Source organism: Mesorhizobium sp. M0621 (assembly GCF_040320745.1).
GTDB lineage: Bacteria > Pseudomonadota > Alphaproteobacteria > Rhizobiales > Rhizobiaceae > Mesorhizobium.
Genome location: NZ_JAMYQF010000045.1, coordinates 19231 through 38195, shown reverse-complemented (window position 1 = coordinate 38195; position 18965 = coordinate 19231). Strand labels below are relative to the sequence as shown.

Sequence of the window (18965 nt, the reverse complement as noted above, 5' to 3'; positions counted from 1 at the left end):
GACGAATGTGCCGGCATGACTGCCGCTTCCCCCAACAACAGACCTGACATCGCCGACCTGCTGGCCTTTTATGCCAGCGTGGGCGTTGACGAGGCGCTTGAAGACCGCCCGGTGAACCGGTTCGCCGAAGTTGCGCCAAAGCCAATGGAACGCACGCCGACCGCGGCGCCTTCGGGCGACATCGCCGCACCGCAGCGTTCGACGAATCGTCCCGAAGCGGGCGACAGACCGAATGCGCCCGTTGTGCGCTCACCGTCGGCCGCGGTTCCCGACGAAGCGCAAGCAGCACTTGCCCGCCAGCTGGCAACGACGGCAACGACCCTGGACGAGCTTCGCCAACATATGGCGTCGTTCGACGGCTGCAATCTCAAAGCCACGGCCAAGAACCTGGTATTCGCCGACGGCAATCCCGAAGCAGCCGTGATGCTGGTCGGCGAGGCGCCGGGCCGCGACGAGGATATCGAGGGCCTGCCCTTCGTCGGCCGCTCGGGCCGGCTGCTCGACCGCATGCTGGCGGCGATCGGGCTCGACCGGACATCGGTCTACATCGCCAATGTTATTCCCTGGCGGCCGCCGGGCAATCGCACGCCGACGCCGCACGAAACCGAGATCTGCCGGCCATTCATCGAGCGGCAAATCGAACTGGTCAATCCGAGGGTACTGATCAACCTTGGCGGCCCGTCGGCAAAGACCTTGCTCAACACCTCGGAAGGCATCTTGCGGCTGCGCGGCAACTGGCGCGTCCACACGACGGCATCCGGCATCTCCATTCCCGCCATGCCGACGCTGCATCCCGCGTATCTCCTGCGAACCCCGTCGCACAAGAAGCTGGCATGGCGGGATTTTCTTGAGGTGAAGGCGAAATTGAAGGCGCTTGGGTGATTGGCCAATCTCCCCCCTCGAGGGGGAGATCGGACGTCACCTTGGCTTTCGCCAATGTTGATAGGCGAGCCCAGGCAAGAAACTATAACCTCAGAGGTAATTGAAATACGCCCAGCGTCGGCCTAGTCATTCCCCATGACCACATCCCAAACCTCCGCCGGCAGCCTCATTCGCGAATGGCGCACGCGCCGCCGCATGTCACAACTCGATCTCGCCATGGAGGCCGAGATATCGCAGCGACATCTAAGCTTCGTCGAGAGCGGCCGCGCCGCGCCTTCGCGTGACATGGTGCTGCATCTGGCTGAGCAGCTGTCGATCCCGCTCAGGCAGCGCAATCAGTTGCTGCTCGCCGCCGGCTTTGCCCCCAGCTTCGGCGAGCGCTCGCTTGGCGACGCGACACTGGCGCCGGCGATGGCGGCGGTCGATATCGTGCTCAAGGGGCATGAACCGTTCCCGGCACTGGCTGTCGACCGCCACTGGAACCTGGTTTCGGCCAACGCCGCCATCGCTCCCTTCCTTGCCGATGTCGGCGAGGAGTCGCTACTCAAGCAGCCGGTCAACGTGCTTCGCCTCAGCCTGCATCCCGGCGGCATCGCACCACGCATCGTCAATCTCCAGGAATGGCGCACGCATCTGCTTGAGCGTCTGAAACACCAGAACGACGCGAGCGGTGACCCGGTGCTGATCGAACTGGAGCGTGAGTTGAGGACTTATCCGTCCGGCTTGAAAGGCAGCCGGCCAGCGCCGGTCGACCCGAATGCCATCGTGCACCCGCTCAGGCTGGCGCATGGCGATCAAGTGCTGTCGTTCATCAGCACCATCACCGTGTTCGGCACGCCGCTCGATGTGACGCTGTCGGAACTGGCGATCGAATCGTTTTTCCCGGCCGACGAGCAGACGAGGACGGTGCTGGTGCTATTGGCGAAAGAGCGGGCCGAGCTGTCGTAATCACCCTTCAGGCAATGATGCCTTGCGGGTGCGGGTGCGCTCCAGGCCAAGCTGGCGCTCGCGCCAGATGATGAAGATCCCGGCCGCAACGACGATCAGGCCGCCGACGAGCATGTTCAGCGTGGCGACGTCGCCGAAGACGAGATAACCGACGACAAGGCCGAGGATCATCGAGGTGTATTCGAACGGCGCCACCACCGAGGCCTCGGCATGGCGATAGGCCGCCGTCATCAGGATCTGGCCGAGGCCACCGCAGAAGCCGGCGGCAACCAGAAGGGCCGCCTGGAGCGGCGTCAGCGCCAGCCAGCCGAACGGCAGCGACAATAGCGACATGACGCTTGCCGTTCCCGAAAACCACAGCACGATGGTGGCGGTGCGTTCGCTTTGCACGAGATTGCGCACCAAAAGCATGGCGACGGCCGAGATCGCCGCGGCGACAAGGGCGGCAATGACGCCAAGCACCTCCTGGTCGTCGAGCGCCTCGTCGGAACTCAGCAGCGTCAGTTCCGGCCAGGAGATGATCAGCACGCCGATCAGACCGACCGCGACCGCGCTCCAGCGATAGACACGGATGGCCTCGCCGAGAAAGATCGAGCTGAACACCACCACCAGCAGCGGCTGCGCATAGTTTAGCGTGATCGCTTCCGGCAGCGGCAGCCGGGTCAACGCGAAAAAGCCAAGCCCCATGGCGCAGACACCGACAAGGCCGCGGGCGATGTGATTGAGCGGACGCTTGGTGGTGAACGCAGTGCCAAGTTCTCGCCTGAAAGCCAGAAAGGCGATGATCGGGAAGATGGCGAAGAACGAACGGAAGAAGACGATTTGACCCGCCGGCACGGTGCCCGCGGCTTTGATGCAGGTCTGCATGCCGACGAAGACCGCCACTGACACGATCTTGAGCATGATGCCGGTGAGCGTATTGTGCCCGCCAGCATGATCGCTGGCTGTGGATGGTGGGTTGCCGGGGCTGGCAGTCACGCTCCCATAGCTTCCCGGATCGTTGCCCAGATGCGCGCAGGCGTCGCCGGCATGTCGATGTGCCTGACGCCATAGGCACGCCAGAGTGCGTCGGTCACCGCATTGAGCGCGGCCGGGGTCGAGCCGATGGTGCCGGCCTCGCCTGCCCCCTTGATGCCGAGCGCATTGGTGGTCGACGGCACGTTGCGGGTCTCGAAATGGAAGAACGGGAAATTGTCGGCGCGCGGCATGGCGTAGTCCATGAAGCTCGCCGTCAAAAGCTGTCCGTCCTCGCTGTAGATGGTGTCTTCGATCAGTGCCTGGCCGATGCCTTGCACGACACCGCCATGTACCTGGCCGGCAAGCAGGATCGGATTCACGGTAACGCCGAAATCGTCGACGATGGTGTAGCGGACGATCTCGGTCGCGCCGGTGTCGGGGTCAATTTCGACCTCGCAGATATGGGTGCCGTTCGGATAAGTGCATTCGTCCTGCACGAACTCGCCGAAGCCTTTGAGATCATCCGGCGTCTTGGCGGCCTTGGCGATGGTGGAAAAATCGATCGAGCGATCGGTGCCTACGATGCGGGCAACACCATCGGACAGCTCGATGTCGCCGGCCGAGGCCTCCAGCTCATCGGCGGCGATGCGCTTGATCTTGTTGGCCAGGTCTTCGCCGGCCCGCGATGCCGACACGCCGCCGAGCGGAACGGAGCGCGAGCCGCCGGTGCCGCCGCCAGCCTTCAGCTCGTCGGTGTCACCCTGGCGGACATGGATCTTGTCGATGTCGAGTTTGAGCTTTTCCGACAGGAACTGCGCATAGGCGGTGGCGTGCCCCTGCCCGTTGGTCTGCGTGCCGATTTTCAGCGTCACCGTGCCGTCGCCGTTAAGCTCGACAAAGGCCGGTTCCGACCCGGGAAAAGCGCAAGCCTCGATATAGGTCGCCATGCCGAGGCCGCGGATCTTGCCGCCGGCTTTCGACTGCGCCAGCCGCGCCGGGAACGTTTTCCATTCAGACCGTTCGATGGCACGCTCCATATGGCCTTCGAATTCACCGGTGTCGTAGAGGCGACCGGTTTGGGTGCGGTAGGGAAACTGTTCCGGCCGAATGAAATTGCGGCGGCGGATCTCTTCGACGGGCAGGCCGAGGTCGTGGGCGCAGGCATCGACCAGCTTTTCCAGCAGGAACGCTGCTTCCGGTCGGCCCGCACCGCGATAGGCATCGACCGGGCAGGTGTTGGTGTAGAGGCCGGTGACCGAGACGTCGAGCGCCTGGATATCATAGACGCCGGTCGACATGGTGACGCCGATATAGGGAATGAACGGGCCGTATTGCGAGATATAGGCGCCGATGTTGGCGAGCAGGTCCACCTTCATGCCAAGGAAGCGGCCGTCCTTGTCCAGCGCCATCTCGGCCGTCACGACATTGTCGCGCCCTTGCGCATCGGTCAGGAAGTGTTCGGTGCGGTCGCCGGCCCATTTGACCGGGCGGCCAAGCCGCTTTGCCGCCTCCAGCACCAGCGGATATTCGCGGTAGACGAAGGTCTTCGGCCCGAAACCGCCGCCGACATCCGGCGTGATGACGCGCAGCTGATTCTTCTTGATCTTGAACAGGCCGGCCAGGATGTACTGCATGGAGTGCACGCCTTGCGACCCGGTGGTCAGCACGAAGCGCTTCTCCTCGACGTTCCATTCGCCGATCGCGGAGCGCGGCTCCATGTAGTTGCAGACCAGCCGGTTGTTGACGAATTCGATGCGGGTGACATGGGCGGCCTTGGCAAAAGCAGCTTCAGTCTTTTTCTTGTCGCCCATGTGGTAGCTGAAGGCCCGGTTGGAACCAAGCTCCGGCCAGACCAGCGGCGTGCTTTCTGCAAGTGCCATTGCCGTCCCGGAGGCCGCATCTTCGCTGTCATAGTCGACGTCGATCAGTTCAGCGGCATCCTGCGCCAAGGCACGGCTGTCGGCGACGACGAAGGCAACGGCATCGCCGACATAGTGGACCCGGTCGCGGCACAGGATCGGGATGTCGCGTGTCGGCGCCTTGGTGCCGTCCGGCTGTTCCTGCATGACGCCGGATTTGAGATCGCCGAGATGGGCAAGGTCCTTACCAGTCAGCACTAGGTGGACGCCTGGTACCGCCTTCGCCGCCTCGGTCGAACCGATGGTGAAGCTGGCCTTGGCGACCGGCGAGCGCAGGACATAGCCGTGCAGCACGCCAGCCGGCTGGATGTCGTCGGTATAGCGGCCCTGCCCCTGGATGAACGCAGCATCCTCGCGCCGCAACACGGATGCGCCCATGCCGAATTTCGGTGTGACGACGGTCATGGATGCCTCGTGATGATGCCGGGAGAAGGAGCGCCTGAAATAGGCATTGCCTCAGTTTTGTCGAGGGGCCGTTTCGTGTAAAGAGCGCGGACTTCAAATTTCTTGGACCAGCGGACACAATCCGCCACCAACGCAATCGACAGGAAAACCCTCGGAATGCGCACGGACACCGGCCAGGTCTTCAAGCTCGAAGACTATCGCCCCAACGACTACCTCATTCCGCAAACCAACCTCACCTTCCGCCTTTCGCCAGACGCAACGCGCGTCACCGCCTTGCTTACCGTCGAGCGACGTGACGGCGTCTCCGCGTCGGCTCCGTTGGTGCTCGACGGTGACGGCCTGGCGCTCAAGCGCATCGAGATCGACGGCAAGAAGGTGAAACCGGCGGATCTGCTGGCGAGTCCAGACCAGCTGACCATCCTCAAGCCGCCGGCCGCGCATCGCTTCCAGTTGCTGATTGAGACCGAGCTGGCGCCGGCCGGCAACGAAGCCCTGATGGGCCTCTACCGCTCGAGCAATGTCTACTGCACGCAGTGCGAGGCCGAAGGCTTTCGCCGCATCACCTATTTCCTCGATCGGCCCGACATCCTGTCCGTCTACACGGTGCGGATCGAAGCGCTGCGTGACGAGGCGCCGCTGCTTCTGTCCAACGGCAACCCGCTCGACAGAGGCGATCTGGGCGACGGCTGGCACTATGCCAGATGGCACGACCCCTTCCCCAAGCCGTCCTACCTGTTCGCGCTGGTGGCCGGCGATCTCGGCCAGCTCGCCGACAGTTTCGTTACCCTGTCCGGCCGCACGGTCGAGCTTGGTATCTATGTCGAACCCGGCAAGGAGAAGCTGGCCGGCTACGCGATGAACGCCCTGAAGCGGTCGATGAAATGGGACGAGGAGGCGTTCGGCCGGGAATACGATCTCGACGTCTTCAACATCGTCGCCGTGTCCGACTTCAACATGGGCGCGATGGAGAACAAGGGCCTCAACATCTTCAACGACAAATATGTGCTGGCCGATCACGAGACCGCGACGGACGCTGATTTCGCCAATATCGAGGCGATCATCGCGCATGAGTATTTCCACAATTGGACAGGCAACAGAATCACTTGCCGCGACTGGTTCCAGCTTTGCCTGAAGGAAGGCCTGACGGTCTTCCGCGACCACGAATTCTCCGCCGACCAGCGCTCGCGGGCGGTCAAGCGCATCGCCGAAGTGCGCACCTTGCGCGCCCACCAGTTTCCCGAGGACCAGGGTCCGCTGGCGCATCCGGTACGGCCGCGCCGCTACCGCGAGATCAACAATTTCTACACGGCGACGGTCTACGAGAAAGGCTCCGAGGTGGTGCGCATGATCCGCACGATTCTCGGGCACGACGTCTTTCGCGCCGGCATGGACCTCTATTTCGAGCGGCACGACGGTGACGCGGCGACGATCGAGGATTTCATCAAGGTGTTCGAGGATGCGTCCGGCCGCGACCTGTCGCAGTTCGCGCTCTGGTATCATCAGGCAGGAACGCCCAATTTGACGATCAGTTCGACGCACAATCCGGCCGCGCAAGAATTCACGCTCGAAATCGAGCAGTCGGTGCCGCCGACACCCTCCGAAAGCCGCAAGCGGCTGATGCACATCCCGCTCGCCTTCGGCCTGATCGGCGCCGGCGGCAAGGCCGTGGAATATAGCGGCGTCGAGGGCGCCAGCGTCGAGGACGGCGTCATCCATGTCCGAAAGCGCCGCCACATGGTGCGATTTTCAGGCGTCGCCGAACGCCCGGCCGTGTCGCTCAACCGAGGCTTTTCGGCGCCGGTGACGCTGTCGGTCGAGCAGAAGGCCGATGACCAGTTCTTCCTCGCCCGTCATGACAGCGACGCCTTCTCGCGCTGGCAGGCGTTCAACACATTGCTGACCGATGCGCTGATATCAGCCTTCCGCGAGATCCTCGGCGGCAAGCAGCCTGACTTCGCGGCGCGGCTGACCGAACTCGCCGGCAGCATCGCCGGCGACGAGACGCTGGAGCCTGCCTATCGTGCATTGGCGCTGGCATTGCCGGGCGAAGCCGACATCGCCCGCGACATCGGCAGGAATATCGACCCCGACGCCATCTATGCGGCCCGCGAGGCGCTGGCGTTGGCGATCGGCACCGCAAACCGCGGCGCTTTTTCGAGCCTCTACCTTAGCCTTGCCGACAAGGCAGCGTTCAGCCCTGACGCGGCGAGCGCCGGACGACGCGCCTTGCGCAACACCCTGCTGGATTATCTGTCGCTGCAGCCGGGCGGAGCAGCACTCGCCGCCGGGCATTTCCAGTCCGCGACCAACATGACCGACCGTGCGGCAGCGCTTGCCGTGCTCGCGCATCGTCACCACGGTTCGCCCGAGGCGACCGAGGCGCTGGCGGCTTTCGAGAAGACCTATGGCTCCGACCCGCTGGTCATGGACAAATGGTTCCAGATCCAGGCCAGCGTTCCGGGGCCGCAAACCGTCGACACAGTGATGGCCCTGACCAACCACCCTGCCTTCTCGATGGGCAACCCGAACCGCGTACGCTCGCTGATCGGCACCTTCTCCAGCGCCAACCAGACCGGCTTCCACCGGGCCGACGGCGAAGGCTACCGGTTCTTTTCGCGAACGGTGCTCGAGGTCGAAAAGCGCAACCCGCAGGTGGCGGCAAGGCTGGCGACGGCGCTCAGATCGTGGCGTTCGCTCGAACCTCTGCGGCAGGCCAAAGCCCGGGAGGCGCTGCTTTCGATCGCCAATGGAAAGAACCTGTCGGCGGATTTGAGGGATATCGTCGAGCGCACGCTGGCGTAGGGAGAGCGATCTTCAAGCGCCCGTTAAACCAGTCCCGGCTGTTGGGACTGGGGCTTTGCAGTTAACTCGATCCCAAGCGCCTTCATCACTGCAATCGTCGTTTTCAGGGTCGGATTGCCGTTCTCACTGAACGAGCGATAAAGCTGTTCACGCGAAAGTCCCGTCTGGCTCGCTATCTGGGCCATGCCTTTGGCGCGGGCTACGACCCCCAGCGCATGCGCGATATAGCCCGCATCTTCGGAAGCAAATGCTTCCGCCATGAATGCCGCAATTGCCTCATCAGAGGTCAGGCCTTCAGCCGGATCAAAGGTTGTCAGTTTTTCAGCCATGTCATTCACTCCATTCTTTTGCCAGACGTTTCGCCGTCGTGATGTCCTTCTTCTGGGTGCCTTTGTCGCCGCCGCACAGGAGGACGATGATCGTGCTCCCCCGCTTCTGAAAATAGACGCGGTAGCCGGGGCCGTAGTGGATACGCAACTCGCTTATCCCCTCCCCCACCGGCTCGACATCTCCCGGGTGCCCATAGGCAAGACGGTCAAGCCGAGCAAAGATCGCACCTCGGGCCCGCTCATCCCTCAGTCGCGTCCACCACTTTCGGAACGTTTCGGTCTGCTTCAGATCGATCATAGGGAAATGTAGTTTATAAACTACAACTTGTCAAGCACCCCAGATAGACGGTTGCGCACCAGAAGGGCATTCGGCCGTTTCGGCATTATTTTAGTCGATTTTTAATCTTTTTTCGCCGGACCACTGGACAAGGCGAATCACCTTTGATTCTTTACTGACGATTCGGATGTGCGGCGTTTGCCGGATCACCAAGCAGCATAGGCAAATTCGGGGAGTGCCATTTATGGCGAAGGCGGACGCGTGGGGCGCGCCCGAAGGGACGGCTTTTGCGCATCGCGAGACGCGCGGCGACGGCCTTGCCGGGAATACGCGGCTCATCGCCGAACCGGCCTACCGACGGCTTCTGGCCGCCGAGCCGCTGCTGCGCCGATCGATACCCGTCCTCATCATCACCTTCCTGATCGTCATCGCGGCGCTGCGCGTGCTGTCGCTGATGAACGAGCGCGACGATGTCGAGCGCAATGCCAAGGCCATCCTGACGCTGGCGGCGGGCCAGCTGGCCAGTTCGCTCGCCACCACCTCGGACACGGTGCCCGGCGCCATCCAGGATCTGCTGGAGACCACCAGCCGTCAGGGCGCGATGGGCCGCAGCCATGTGCTCGTCATCACCGACAGTGCTTTCAGAATAGTCGCGGTAACACCGCGCTCGATGCCATGGCAGGGCCATTCGCTCGACGGCCTCGTCGAGGGTGGCCAGCCCTTGTTCATGTTCGGCGATCGCGCCGGCGTCATGGAAGTCAACATCGACGGACGGGACTGGTATGCGGCGGTCAGCCTGGCGAATGGTGGAAAGGGCGCATCGGCGGCGCTGGTGCCGCAGGACGCGGTTTTCGATGCCTGGCGCAAGACTGTTTCGCTGAACGTCACCCTGTTCGTGCTGACGGCCGGCGTGCTGATTATCATCCTCTACGCCTATTTCGGCCAGGCAGCGCGCGCACAGGCGGCTGACCGCATCTACCTCGAAGCGCATCAGCGCATCGACATGGCACTGGTTCGCGGCCGCTGCGGCCTGTGGGACTGGGACATGGTGCGCGGCAAGATGTACTGGTCGCGCTCGATGTACGATATGCTCGGCTACAAGCCCTGCGACACGATGCTGTCCTTCGGCGAGGTCGATCAGATCATCCATCCCGAGGACGGCGACCTGTTCGAGCTTGCTAACAGAATCGTCGCACGCGAGATCGACCACATCGATCAGGTGTTCCGGATGCGGCATGCCGACGGCCAATGGGTCTGGATGCGCGCACGGGCGCAGGTCATCGATCCGGAAGCGCCGGAGATCCAGCTGATCGGCATCGCCGTCGACGTCACCGAACAGCGTCATCTGGCGCTGCGTTCCGAGGCGGCCGACCTTCGCCTCAGGACCGCGATCGAGAACATCAACGAATCCTTCGTGCTGTGGGACGCGGCGCAGCGCCTGATCATGTGCAATTCCAAGTACCAGCAGGACAATGGGCTTTCGGACCGCGACGTGATGCCGGGCACCTCGCGTGCGGCATTGGAAGAACGCATGCAGGCCTTTGCTTCCGAGCGGCGGCTTGCCAACACCAGCGGACTGCAGGGCGGCGCCACCTTCGAGCGACAGCTGGCCGATGGCCGATGGCTGCAGGTCAACGAACTGACGACCCGGGACGGCGGCATCGTTTCGGTTGGATCCGACATTACCCAGATCAAGCTGCACCAGGAGAAGCTGGTCGACAGCGAACGCCGGCTGATGGCGACGATCCATGATCTCAGTCTTGCCCGCCGGGCCGAAGAGGAGCGCTCGCGCGAACTGGTCGACCTCAACCGCAAATACATGAAGGAAACCGAGCGCGCCGAAGCGGCGAACCGGGCCAAATCCGAATTTCTGGCCAACATGTCGCATGAGTTGCGCACGCCGCTGAACGCCATCATCGGCTTCTCCGAACTGATGGAACAGGGGCTGTTCGGCCCGCTTGGGTCGGAGCGCTACGAGGAGTACGCCACCGACATCAACAGCAGCGGCAAATATCTGCTGGGGGTCATCAACGACATTCTCGACATGTCGAAGATCGAGGCCGGCCAGTTCTCGCTGGACCGGGAAGAGATCGACCTCGGCCCGCTGATCAGCGAGACGGTTCGCGTGGTCTCTCTGCAGGCGGCGCAAAAGGCGATCACCGTGGAAACACGAATCGCCGACGCGTTGACGCTGGTCGCCGACCGCCGTGCGATCAAGCAGATCGTCATCAACCTTTTGTCCAATGCGGTGAAATTCACCGGCCAGGGTGGCCGCATATCGGTCAGAGCCCGCAACACATCCGCCGCGCTGGTGCTGACGATCGAGGACAATGGCTGCGGCATCCCCAAGGAGGCGCTCGGAAAGCTCGGCCGGCCTTTCGAACAGGTGCAGAACCAGTTCTCCAAGAGCCATGCCGGATCTGGCCTGGGCCTCGCCATCTCGCGCTCGCTGGCCGAGCTCCAGGGTGGCGCGCTGAAAATCCGTTCGACCGAAGGTGTCGGCACGATCGTATCGGTGCGCATTCCGGTGAAGAAGGCCGCGCTGGCCATCAAGGTCGCGGCCTAGCGAACAGGCTCCGGCTGACGTCGCCGGAGCCTGCTTCGGACACTCTCACTGCATGTCGTTGCCGTCATTGTCCCATTGACGGTGGCGACCAAAGTGGCCGCCTTTGGGCAGTTCGCTCTTCTCGACCTTGCCGTCATTGTTCCTGTCGAGCATGGCAAAGACTTTCTTCTCTCGACTGGTGATGTCGTCTGACGTCAGCGTGCCGTCGCCCTTGGTGTCGTAGCGGGCGATAATGCGTCTGGCCATCTGCTCGAAGCGCGCCTTCTCCAGCGCGTCGGCAAGCTGGGCGACAGTCAGCTTGCCGCCATTGTCGGCGACGAGCTTCTTCAGCCGTGCGTTCATGGCGTCGGAGAACTGGTCGAAGGTGATGGTGCCGTTCGAATCCTTCATCGCCTTGTTGAGGCGCACCATCGTGCCCTCACGTATTTTTGCGCTGGCATTGTTTTCGGCATAGGCCGTGGTGCCGACGGCGCCGGCCAAGGCTACGAAGGCAAGGGCAAGTTTGGTTGACTTTCTCATGGTCTTCTCCTGTTGCATCGTCACCCCCGATGCCAGAGCGGCGGATCTTCGATCCTGTTGCCGCTCTGTCTCTTTGTTTGAGCATCGGATTTTCCCAAAACCGGTTTCCACTTTTGGGTCCGATGCTCTAGCCGGGATAGCCGCTCGTCGCGGTCATCCCGTACGAAGCAGAAGGTCGAAGTCTTTCCTGACCTTTTGCGACGTCTCTTTGAGGTGCGCTTCCAGCACACCGAAATCCGGCAGGTCGGTCACCGCCAGAAGCAGATCCGAAAGCCCCGGCGGAACATCGTCGCGCTCAAAGGCTCCTGTGAGGCACAGCCGCGTCATCTGGGTCAGTGCCAGATAAAGCGCATAAGCATCGCCAAGCTCCTGCCTTGTCCCTGCATCGGCAAAGCCCGGCGCCAGGCGCGACAGGATCTCGGCCGTACCGGTGGCACGTGCAATTGGCACGGCCGGGGCACATGCAATTGGCGCGGCCGGGGCACGTGCAATTGACACGGCCGGGGCACGTGGCCCGGCCTCGACCTGACCGGTGATGACAGCCACCTGAGCGATGAATTCGAGATCGATCAGGCCACCGGGAATCAGCTTGATGTCCCAGAGATCGCGCGATGGCTTTTCCTTTTCGATCATGGCGCGCATGTCCGAGGCCTCGGCCATCACCTTTGCCGCATCGCGCGGTTGGCCGAGCACCGCCGCCACTTCCGCTTCAACCTCGCTGCACAGGTTGGCGTCACCGGCTATGGCACGCGCCCGCGACAGCGCCATGTGCTCCCACGTCCAGGCTTCCTGGCGCTGGTATTTCTTGAAGGCATCGATATGGGTGGCCACCGGACCCTTGTTGCCGGATGGCCGCAAGCGCAGGTCGAGTTCGTAGAGCACCCCCTCCGCCGTCGGCGCGGACACGGCCGCGATCAGCCGCTGCGTCATGCGAGTATAGTAATGCGAAGGCGCCAGCGGCTTGTCGCCATCGGACTCTTCCGCATCCGGATCGTGATCATAGAGCAGGATCAGGTCGACATCCGATCCGGCGGTCAGCTCGCGGCTGCCGAGCTTGCCCATGCCGAGCAGCGAAACCACGCCGCCGGCAATCGTACCGTGACGGGCGGCGAATTCGGCCGTCACCGCCTGCAACGCCGCCTCGATGGTGAGATCCGCCAGATCGGAAAAGGCGCGGCCGGCCCGGGCCGGATCGATCGAGCCGGCCAGCAGCCGGACGCCGATCAGGAATTTCTGCTCGGAGGCAAAGATACGCAGCCGGTCGAGCACGTCCTCATACAGCCGGTCGCCCTCGACAAAGGCGGAAAGCCGCGCCGACAGATAGGCGCGGTCCGGCAATTCGGTCAGCAAGGCCGGGTCGAGCAGGCCATCGAAAACATGCGGCCGGCGCGTGATGATCGCCGCCAGCCGGGGCGCGGCACCCATGATCGTCGCCAGAAGCTTCAGCAGGGCCGGATTGGACTGGAGCAAGGAAAACAGCTGGATGCCGGCCGGCAGGCCGGCGAGAAACTCGTCGAAGCGCATCAGGGCTTCGTCCGCCCGGCGCGTCTGGCCGAAGGAGCGCAGCAGCGCCGGCGTCAGTTCCGTCAGCCGCTCGCGGGCCTCCGCCGACTGGGTGACGCGATAGCGGCCGAAATGCCAGCCGCGAATGACGCGGCAGATATCGCTCGGCCTGTGAAAGCCGAGGCCATGCAAGGTCTGTAGCGTATCGGGATCGTCGACATCGCCGGTGAAGACCAGATTGCCGATGCCGGTCGAAAGCTCCGGCGCGGTTTCGAAAAGTGCTGCGTAGTGGCGTTCGACCTGCTGCAGCGAGGAGCGGAATGCCAGGGAGAAGGCAGAAGCATCGGCAAAGCCGAGCATACGGGCGATGCGCTCCAGCCCCTCATCGTCTTCCGGCAGCGTGTGGGTCTGCTCGTCGGCAACCATCTGCACGGCATGTTCGACGCGGCGCAGGAACCAGTATTGAAGAGCCAGCGCCTCGCGCGCATCGGCGGTGATCCAGCCGCGCGCTGCAAGCTGGCCGAGCATCGGCACGGTCTCGCGGCCACGCAATTCCGGGAAGCGCCCGCCAGCGATGAGCTGCTGGGTCTGAACGAAGAACTCGATCTCGCGGATGCCGCCGCGCCCGAGCTTGACGTTGTGGCCCTTCACCGCGATCTCGCCATGGCCCTTGTGGGCGTGAATCTGGCGCTTGATCGAATGGACGTCGGCGATCGCCGCATAGTCCATGTATTTGCGCCAGATATAGGGCTGCAGCTCCTTGAGGAAGGCCGCACCGGCGGCCAGGTCGCCGGCCACCGGACGCGCCTTTATCATGGCGGCGCGCTCCCAGTTCTGGCCACGCGCCTCGTAGTAGCGGAGTGCCGCTTCGACCGGGATCGCCAGCGGTGTCGAACCGGGATCGGGACGAAGCCTCAGATCCGTGCGGAAGACATAACCGTGCTCGGTGCGATCCTGCAGGATACGCACCAGGCGGCGCGTCAGTCGCGAAAACAGTTCGGTGGCGTCGAGCGGATCGACGACGGCGGGTGCTTCCGGATCGAAGAAAACCACGAGATCGATGTCGGACGAGAAATTCAGCTCGTGTGCACCGAGCTTGCCCATGCCGAGCAGAATCCAGCCCGATTGCTTTGACGGGTTGTTCAGATCCGGCAGCTTGAGCTTGCCCTGGCCATGCGCGTCGCGCAGCAGGAAGTCGACGGCCGCACAGGTGCAAGCATCGGCAAGGTCGCTCAGCCGCCGCACCGTCAGCGCCGTTTCGGCTTCACCGGCAAGATCGGCCAGCGCGATCAGGAAATGCGCCTCGGCCTTCCATTGACGCAATTCCATCATCAGGCCGGATTCCGAGACCGCCTCGGCCAAATGCGCCTGGTCGATGGCAGCACCGATCGCCTTCAGCCGATCCTCGACCGCCTGCTCGAACAGCCCGTCGAGGATCTGCGGCCGGCGACGCGCCGTGTCGCGCAGGAAGGGCGACAGATCGAAGACAGCTGCGAGGAAATCCTGGCCCTCCCCTTTGCCGGCCAGGAACTTGGCCAGCCGCGTCAGCCCGTCTTCGCGTGCAGCGGAAGCGATCTCGGCCAGTTCCCGCCGCGAACGGTCCTCGTCCAGCGGAGCCAGGCTGGTCGCCGGCTTCAGCAGCCAATCCGCCGCCCTCGCAGCCGTGCTCATCAGTGATCCTCCCGTGCCGGGAAACTCATGACCACGGATAGTCCGGGATTGCCAGGCAAGAGATCAAGCCGGCCATTGTGGAATGTCATGACGGCCTTGGCGAGACTGAGGCCAAGGCCGGAACCCGGCTGCGAACGGCTCTTTTCCAGCCGCACGAAACGTTCCGTCGCGCGGGCGCGGTCGCTATCGTCGGGGATGCCGTGGCCATTGTCGACGACCGACAGCCGAACATCCGTGCCGGTTCGCTCAAGGGCTACGCGCACGGACGGCTGAGCAGCGGCGTCGGTCGAATATTTGATGGCGTTGTCGACGATGTTCGACAACGCCTGGCCGATCAGTTCGCGGTTGCCGTTGACGAAGGTCGCCTCCCGCACGTCGGCCTCCAGCGACACGCCTGCCTCGTCCGCCACCGGCTCATAGAGTTCGACGACATCGCGCACGGCTTCCGCCAGATCGACTCGGTTGGTGTTTTCCGAGGAGTAGCCTGCCTCCAGCCTAGAGATCATCAGGATGGCATTGAAGGTTTTTATCAGCTGGTCGGATTCGGCAATGGTGCCTTCCAGCGCCTGGCGGTAGTCGGCAGTCTTGTGCTTGCCCGAAAGCGCCGCTTCTGCCCGGTTGCGCAGCCGCGTCAGCGGCGTCTTCAGATCATGCGCGATGTTGTCGGAAACCTGCTTCAAGCCTTCGTTGAGCGTGGCAATCCTGGCCAGCATCACATTGAGGTTTTCGGAAAGCCGATCGAACTCGTCGCCGGTCCCGGTCACCGGCAGCCGGCCGGACAGGTCGCCACCCATGATGCGGCGGCTGGCCTCCGACACACTGTCGATGCGCTTCAGCGCCGCGCGGCCGACGAAGAACCAGATCAGCAACCCGCCAAGCCCCATCATGCCGAGTGCCAGCATCAGGGCGCGACGGATGACGGCGCGAAACCGCTCCGGCTCACCCAGGTCACGGCCAACCAGCATGATCATCTGGTTTGGCAGCCGCAGCACCAGCGCAATGGCATTGTGGCCCGTTTCGCCCTGGGCCTGCGGGTCGTTCTGCTCGGTTTGGTTGGTACCCTGCTCGGCGGGCAGATTGCGCAGACGCTCGAGCTCTCCTTCGCCAAAGCGCTGGTAGGAGAACGGGCTGCTGGTCCAACCTTCGGTTTCGAGAACGCCCGGTTCAAGGCTCTGCACATTGCCGGTCAGAATCTGGCCGTTGGCGTCGGCGATCAGATAGAGGTTTGCGCCGGGCTGGCGCGAGCGCGCCTCGACCACACGGACCAACACCGGCAGGCCGCCACGTTGATAGGCGCGAGCCAGACCGAGCACCTCGTCATTGATGGTGTCCTGGGTCTGCGCCGTCAGCATGCGCGCCGAAAGGGAGGTCATGTAGAAGACGAGCGCCACCGCGCAGAGCGCGAAGAGCAGGAGGTAGAGCGCCGAAAGCCGCGCTGCCGTCGTCTTCATGATGGCTGGCACGGAAAGAGCCATGCTGCCGCTAGCTGCTCTTCAGCATGTAGCCGGCGCCGCGAACCGTATGCAGGATGGGCTTGTCGAAGCCCTTCTCGATCTTGCCGCGCAGCCGCGAGACATGGACGTCGATGACATTGGTCTGCGGATCGAAATGGTAGTCCCAGACATTTTCGAGCAGCATGGTGCGCGTCACCACCTGCCCGGCATGCCGCATCAGATATTCGAGCAGGCGGAATTCACGTGGCTGCAGCGTGATCTCGCGCGCCGCGCGGCGGACCGAATGCGACAGCCTGTCGAGTTCGAGATCGCCGACGCGGTAGACGGTTTCGGCTTCCTTGGCGCTGGCGCGGCGGTTCAGCACCTCGACGCGGGCCAGAAGCTCGGAAAAGGCATAGGGCTTGGTCAGGTAATCGTCGCCGCCGGCGCGCAGGCCGGTGACCCGGTCATCAACCTCGCCCAGTGCCGAGAGGATCAGCACCGGGGTGGTGTTGCCCCTGGATCTCAGACCGGCAATGACCGACAGGCCGTCGCGGCGCGGCATCATCCTGTCGATGACCATCACGTCGTAGTCGCCGGCGTCGGCGAGCGCAAAGCCGGTTTCGCCATCACCGGCGACATGCGCGGTGTGACCGGCCTCGGTAAAGGCTTTCTGCAAGTAATCCGCGGCCTCGCGATCGTCTTCTACGACGAGAATCTTCATAGGACTGTTATACGCGATTTCGCTGGAACTTTGAGTGGCAGACATCTGCATTGTGGCCTTTGCCAAAGCGCATCGCGATCAAGATGATCCGAAGCCGTGCGCGATAAAGTCCTTGTCTCCGATGTCGTTGCGCGAAGACCGCTGAAAGCTTTCAGACGACACCCCAGGCTTTCTGACGAAATGCCGGACCTTTCTGACGAAATCCAGGGATAGTGCGGCAGCGGGCGATGGGAGGCCCGCTGCCGCCGGGGGAGAGCACGATGACTGACTAACGCACACTCCTCCATGCTTTCCCGTGCGGCGGCTCGGGGGTGTTTGAAACGGCCGCACTGGAAAAGTTGAGCAGCTTCAGCCCTTGGCGACGGGCAGCGCGACGAAACGATTGGTGTCGTCGCGGGTAATCTGCATCAGCACCGCCTTGCGGCCGGATTTGACCGCGTCGGTCATCGCCTTGGTGACGTCGTCGGTGCCGTTCACTTCGGTCGAATTGACTGATGTGATGACGTCGCCCGGCTGGATGCCGCGATCTGCGGCATCGCTGTCGGGATCGACGTCGGTGACCACCAGTCCCTTGCCGTTTTCGGACTTGGTGACGGTCAGGCCGAGATCGGCCAGCGTGTCGGGCTTGGCCGGAGCAGGCGGCTGCGGCTGCTCGGCAGATGCCTGCTTGTCGCTGGTGGGCAGCGTGCCGAGATCGACCTTGACCGCCTGGCTCTTGCCGTCGCGCCACACCGTGACGTCGACAGATTTGCCGGGCGAAAAGGCGCCGATCAGGCGTGCCAGTTCCTTCGGCGAAGCAACGTCCTTGCCGTCGACCTGGGTGATCACGTCACCGGCCGTGATGCCTGCCTTCTTGCCGGGGCCATTGTCCTGGGCACTGGAAACAAGCGCGCCGTTGTTGGACTTCAAGCCGAGCGACTCAGCGATGTCGGGCGTAACCGGCTGGATTTCGACACCGAGCCAGCCACGCTGCACCGAACCACTCTTCATAAGGTCCTGAACGACCTGCTTGGCGGTCGAGGCGGGAATGTCGAAAGCGATGCCGACGCTGCCGCCGGACGGCGAGAAGATCGCGGTGTTGATGCCGACGACCTGGCCGTTGAGGTTGAAGGTCGGGCCACCCGAATTGCCGCGGTTGACCGAGGCGTCGATCTGGATGAAGTCGTCATAGGGGCCGGCGCCGATGTCGCGGCCGCGGGCCGAGACGATGCCGGCGGTGACTGTGCCGCCGAGGCCGAACGGATTGCCGACGGCCACCACCCAGTCGCCGACACGAACCTTGGAATCGTCGGCGAAGTCGACATAGGTGAACTTGCCGACACCGTCGACCTTGAGCACGGCGAGATCGGTGCGCGGATCGGTGCCGATCAGCTTGGCGTCGAGTTCTTTGCCGTCATTCATCACCACGGTGAAGGCTGAGCCTTCCGAAACGACGTGGTTGTTGGTGACGAGATAGCCGTCATCGGAGATGAAGAAGCCGGACCCCTGCGCAACCGGCCGCGGCTGGTCATTGTTGTGATCACGGTGGCTGAAGCGCCTGTTGTCGCCTTGGCCATCCTGATCGCCAAAGCCGCGGAATTCCTTGAAGAAGCGGCGCAGCTGCGGGTTGTCGGGCATGTTGTTCATGCCATCCGGATCGTCGGACTGGTCGGAGCCGTCATCGGCCGCCGGGCTGATCTTTGCTTTGACCTTGACGCTGACGACGGCGGGAGAAACGCGCTCGACGACATCGGCGAAGCCTGGCACCTGCGGCGCCTCGACGCGCACGGCGTCGGCCAGAACAGGGCTGGTTCCACTGGTCAGCGCGCCGACGCCGATCGCACCGGCCACGGCGATAGACGCGACGGCAGCCAGCAGACGCTTACGGGTGACGGAATATGAATTGGGGGCAATATTCATGGTTCTCGTATCCTCTTTCAAATGGACGCTGCGTAATCGGCATCCTCGGGACAAGAGAATTAGAGAGGCGCACATTACAGCGCCATTTCCGACACATGAAACTTTGGTAATGTTTGGGGATAGACGGCGGT

General features: G+C 63.3%; 13 protein-coding genes. 4 read left to right on the top strand and 9 right to left on the bottom strand.

What is annotated here, in order from left to right; all coding sequences use genetic code 11:
• The first annotated feature begins 15 nt into the window (after nt 1-15).
• Together NKI38_RS25000 and NKI38_RS24995 are read left to right on the top strand one after the other, a co-directional pair.
• Nucleotides 16-882, top strand: a complete 867-nt coding sequence (locus NKI38_RS25000; protein WP_352662038.1) for a uracil-DNA glycosylase — start codon at nt 16-18, stop codon at nt 880-882.
• Nucleotides 883-1017: 135 nt separating this feature from the next.
• On the top strand, nt 1018-1830 hold the full coding sequence (locus tag NKI38_RS24995) for a helix-turn-helix domain-containing protein (RefSeq protein ID WP_352662037.1): 813 nt from the start codon (nt 1018-1020) through the stop codon (nt 1828-1830).
• On the opposite strand, the gene NKI38_RS24990 is transcribed toward NKI38_RS24995, so the two are convergent.
• On the bottom strand, nt 1831-2733 hold the full coding sequence (locus tag NKI38_RS24990) for a DMT family transporter (RefSeq protein ID WP_352662079.1): 903 nt from the start codon (nt 2731-2733) through the stop codon (nt 1831-1833).
• Between the two features lie 71 nt (nt 2734-2804).
• The gene (locus NKI38_RS24985) at nt 2805-5111 is read right to left on the bottom strand and encodes a xanthine dehydrogenase family protein molybdopterin-binding subunit (RefSeq protein WP_352662034.1); all 2307 of its coding nucleotides are present in this window, start codon (nt 5109-5111) and stop codon (nt 2805-2807) included.
• Nucleotides 5112-5267: 156 nt separating this feature from the next.
• On the opposite strand from NKI38_RS24985, the gene pepN reads away from it, so the two are divergent.
• Complete coding sequence (gene pepN, locus NKI38_RS24980; RefSeq protein ID WP_352662032.1) at nt 5268-7913, top strand: aminopeptidase N; 2646 nt, start codon at nt 5268-5270, stop codon at nt 7911-7913.
• 23 nt (nt 7914-7936) lie between these two features.
• Here the strand turns inward: pepN and NKI38_RS24975 are convergent, their stop codons facing one another.
• Both NKI38_RS24975 and NKI38_RS24970 read right to left on the bottom strand, forming a co-directional pair.
• Nucleotides 7937-8242: an addiction module antidote protein gene (locus NKI38_RS24975; RefSeq protein WP_352662029.1), complete on the bottom strand. Its 306-nt coding sequence runs from the start codon at nt 8240-8242 to the stop codon at nt 7937-7939.
• A 1-nt stretch (nt 8243) separates the two neighbouring features.
• Nucleotides 8244-8540, bottom strand: coding sequence for a type II toxin-antitoxin system RelE/ParE family toxin (locus tag NKI38_RS24970; RefSeq protein WP_109662591.1), 297 nt, complete (start codon nt 8538-8540; stop codon nt 8244-8246).
• A gap of 223 nt (nt 8541-8763) precedes the next feature.
• Between NKI38_RS24970 and NKI38_RS24965 the strand changes: the two genes are divergently transcribed.
• Nucleotides 8764-11085 carry a PAS domain-containing sensor histidine kinase gene (locus tag NKI38_RS24965; protein WP_352662026.1) on the top strand — a complete coding sequence of 774 codons (2322 nt, stop codon included), beginning with the start codon at nt 8764-8766 and terminating at the stop codon, nt 11083-11085.
• 45 nt (nt 11086-11130) lie between these two features.
• Here NKI38_RS24965 and NKI38_RS24960 read toward each other — a convergent pair whose 3' ends face one another.
• The 5 genes from NKI38_RS24960 to NKI38_RS24940 form a co-directional block, all read right to left on the bottom strand.
• Nucleotides 11131-11604, bottom strand: coding sequence for an EF-hand domain-containing protein (locus NKI38_RS24960; RefSeq protein WP_352662023.1), 474 nt, complete (start codon nt 11602-11604; stop codon nt 11131-11133).
• A 153-nt stretch (nt 11605-11757) separates the two neighbouring features.
• A complete protein-coding gene (locus NKI38_RS24955; protein ID WP_352662020.1) occupies nt 11758-14778 on the bottom strand; it encodes a bifunctional [glutamine synthetase] adenylyltransferase/[glutamine synthetase]-adenylyl-L-tyrosine phosphorylase in 3021 nt (1006 codons plus the stop codon).
• Nucleotides 14778-16253, bottom strand: a complete 1476-nt coding sequence (locus NKI38_RS24950) for a sensor histidine kinase (protein WP_352662018.1) — start codon at nt 16251-16253, stop codon at nt 14778-14780. The genes NKI38_RS24955 and NKI38_RS24950 overlap by 1 nt, the downstream gene beginning before the upstream one ends.
• 7 nt (nt 16254-16260) lie before the next feature.
• Nucleotides 16261-16935 carry a response regulator transcription factor gene (locus NKI38_RS24945; RefSeq protein ID WP_352662015.1) on the bottom strand — a complete coding sequence of 225 codons (675 nt, stop codon included), beginning with the start codon at nt 16933-16935 and terminating at the stop codon, nt 16261-16263.
• A 348-nt stretch (nt 16936-17283) separates the two neighbouring features.
• On the bottom strand, nt 17284-18834 hold the full coding sequence (locus tag NKI38_RS24940) for a Do family serine endopeptidase (protein WP_352662012.1): 1551 nt from the start codon (nt 18832-18834) through the stop codon (nt 17284-17286).
• Between the last annotated feature and the right edge of the window lie 131 nt (nt 18835-18965).

Bases quoted from the DNA above. Each gene is read 5' to 3' on its own strand.
- NKI38_RS24945 (WP_352662015.1), bottom strand. From the start codon at position 16,935: ATGAAGATTCTCGTCGTAGAAGACGATCGCGAGGCCGCGGATTACTTG.
- NKI38_RS24965 (WP_352662026.1), top strand. From the start codon at position 8,764: ATGGCGAAGGCGGACGCGTGGGGCGCGCCCGAAGGGACGGCTTTTGCG.
- NKI38_RS24990 (WP_352662079.1), bottom strand. From the start codon at position 2,733: ATGCTCAAGATCGTGTCAGTGGCGGTCTTCGTCGGCATGCAGACCTGC.
- NKI38_RS24940 (WP_352662012.1), bottom strand. From the start codon at position 18,834: ATGAATATTGCCCCCAATTCATATTCCGTCACCCGTAAGCGTCTGCTG.
- pepN (WP_352662032.1), top strand. From the start codon at position 5,268: ATGCGCACGGACACCGGCCAGGTCTTCAAGCTCGAAGACTATCGCCCC.
- NKI38_RS24985 (WP_352662034.1), bottom strand. From the start codon at position 5,111: ATGACCGTCGTCACACCGAAATTCGGCATGGGCGCATCCGTGTTGCGG.
- NKI38_RS25000 (WP_352662038.1), top strand. From the start codon at position 16: ATGACTGCCGCTTCCCCCAACAACAGACCTGACATCGCCGACCTGCTG.
- NKI38_RS24975 (WP_352662029.1), bottom strand. From the start codon at position 8,242: ATGGCTGAAAAACTGACAACCTTTGATCCGGCTGAAGGCCTGACCTCT.
- NKI38_RS24970 (WP_109662591.1), bottom strand. From the start codon at position 8,540: ATGATCGATCTGAAGCAGACCGAAACGTTCCGAAAGTGGTGGACGCGA.
- NKI38_RS24950 (WP_352662018.1), bottom strand. From the start codon at position 16,253: ATGGCTCTTTCCGTGCCAGCCATCATGAAGACGACGGCAGCGCGGCTT.
- NKI38_RS24995 (WP_352662037.1), top strand. From the start codon at position 1,018: ATGACCACATCCCAAACCTCCGCCGGCAGCCTCATTCGCGAATGGCGC.
- NKI38_RS24960 (WP_352662023.1), bottom strand. From the start codon at position 11,604: ATGAGAAAGTCAACCAAACTTGCCCTTGCCTTCGTAGCCTTGGCCGGC.
- NKI38_RS24955 (WP_352662020.1), bottom strand. From the start codon at position 14,778: ATGAGCACGGCTGCGAGGGCGGCGGATTGGCTGCTGAAGCCGGCGACC.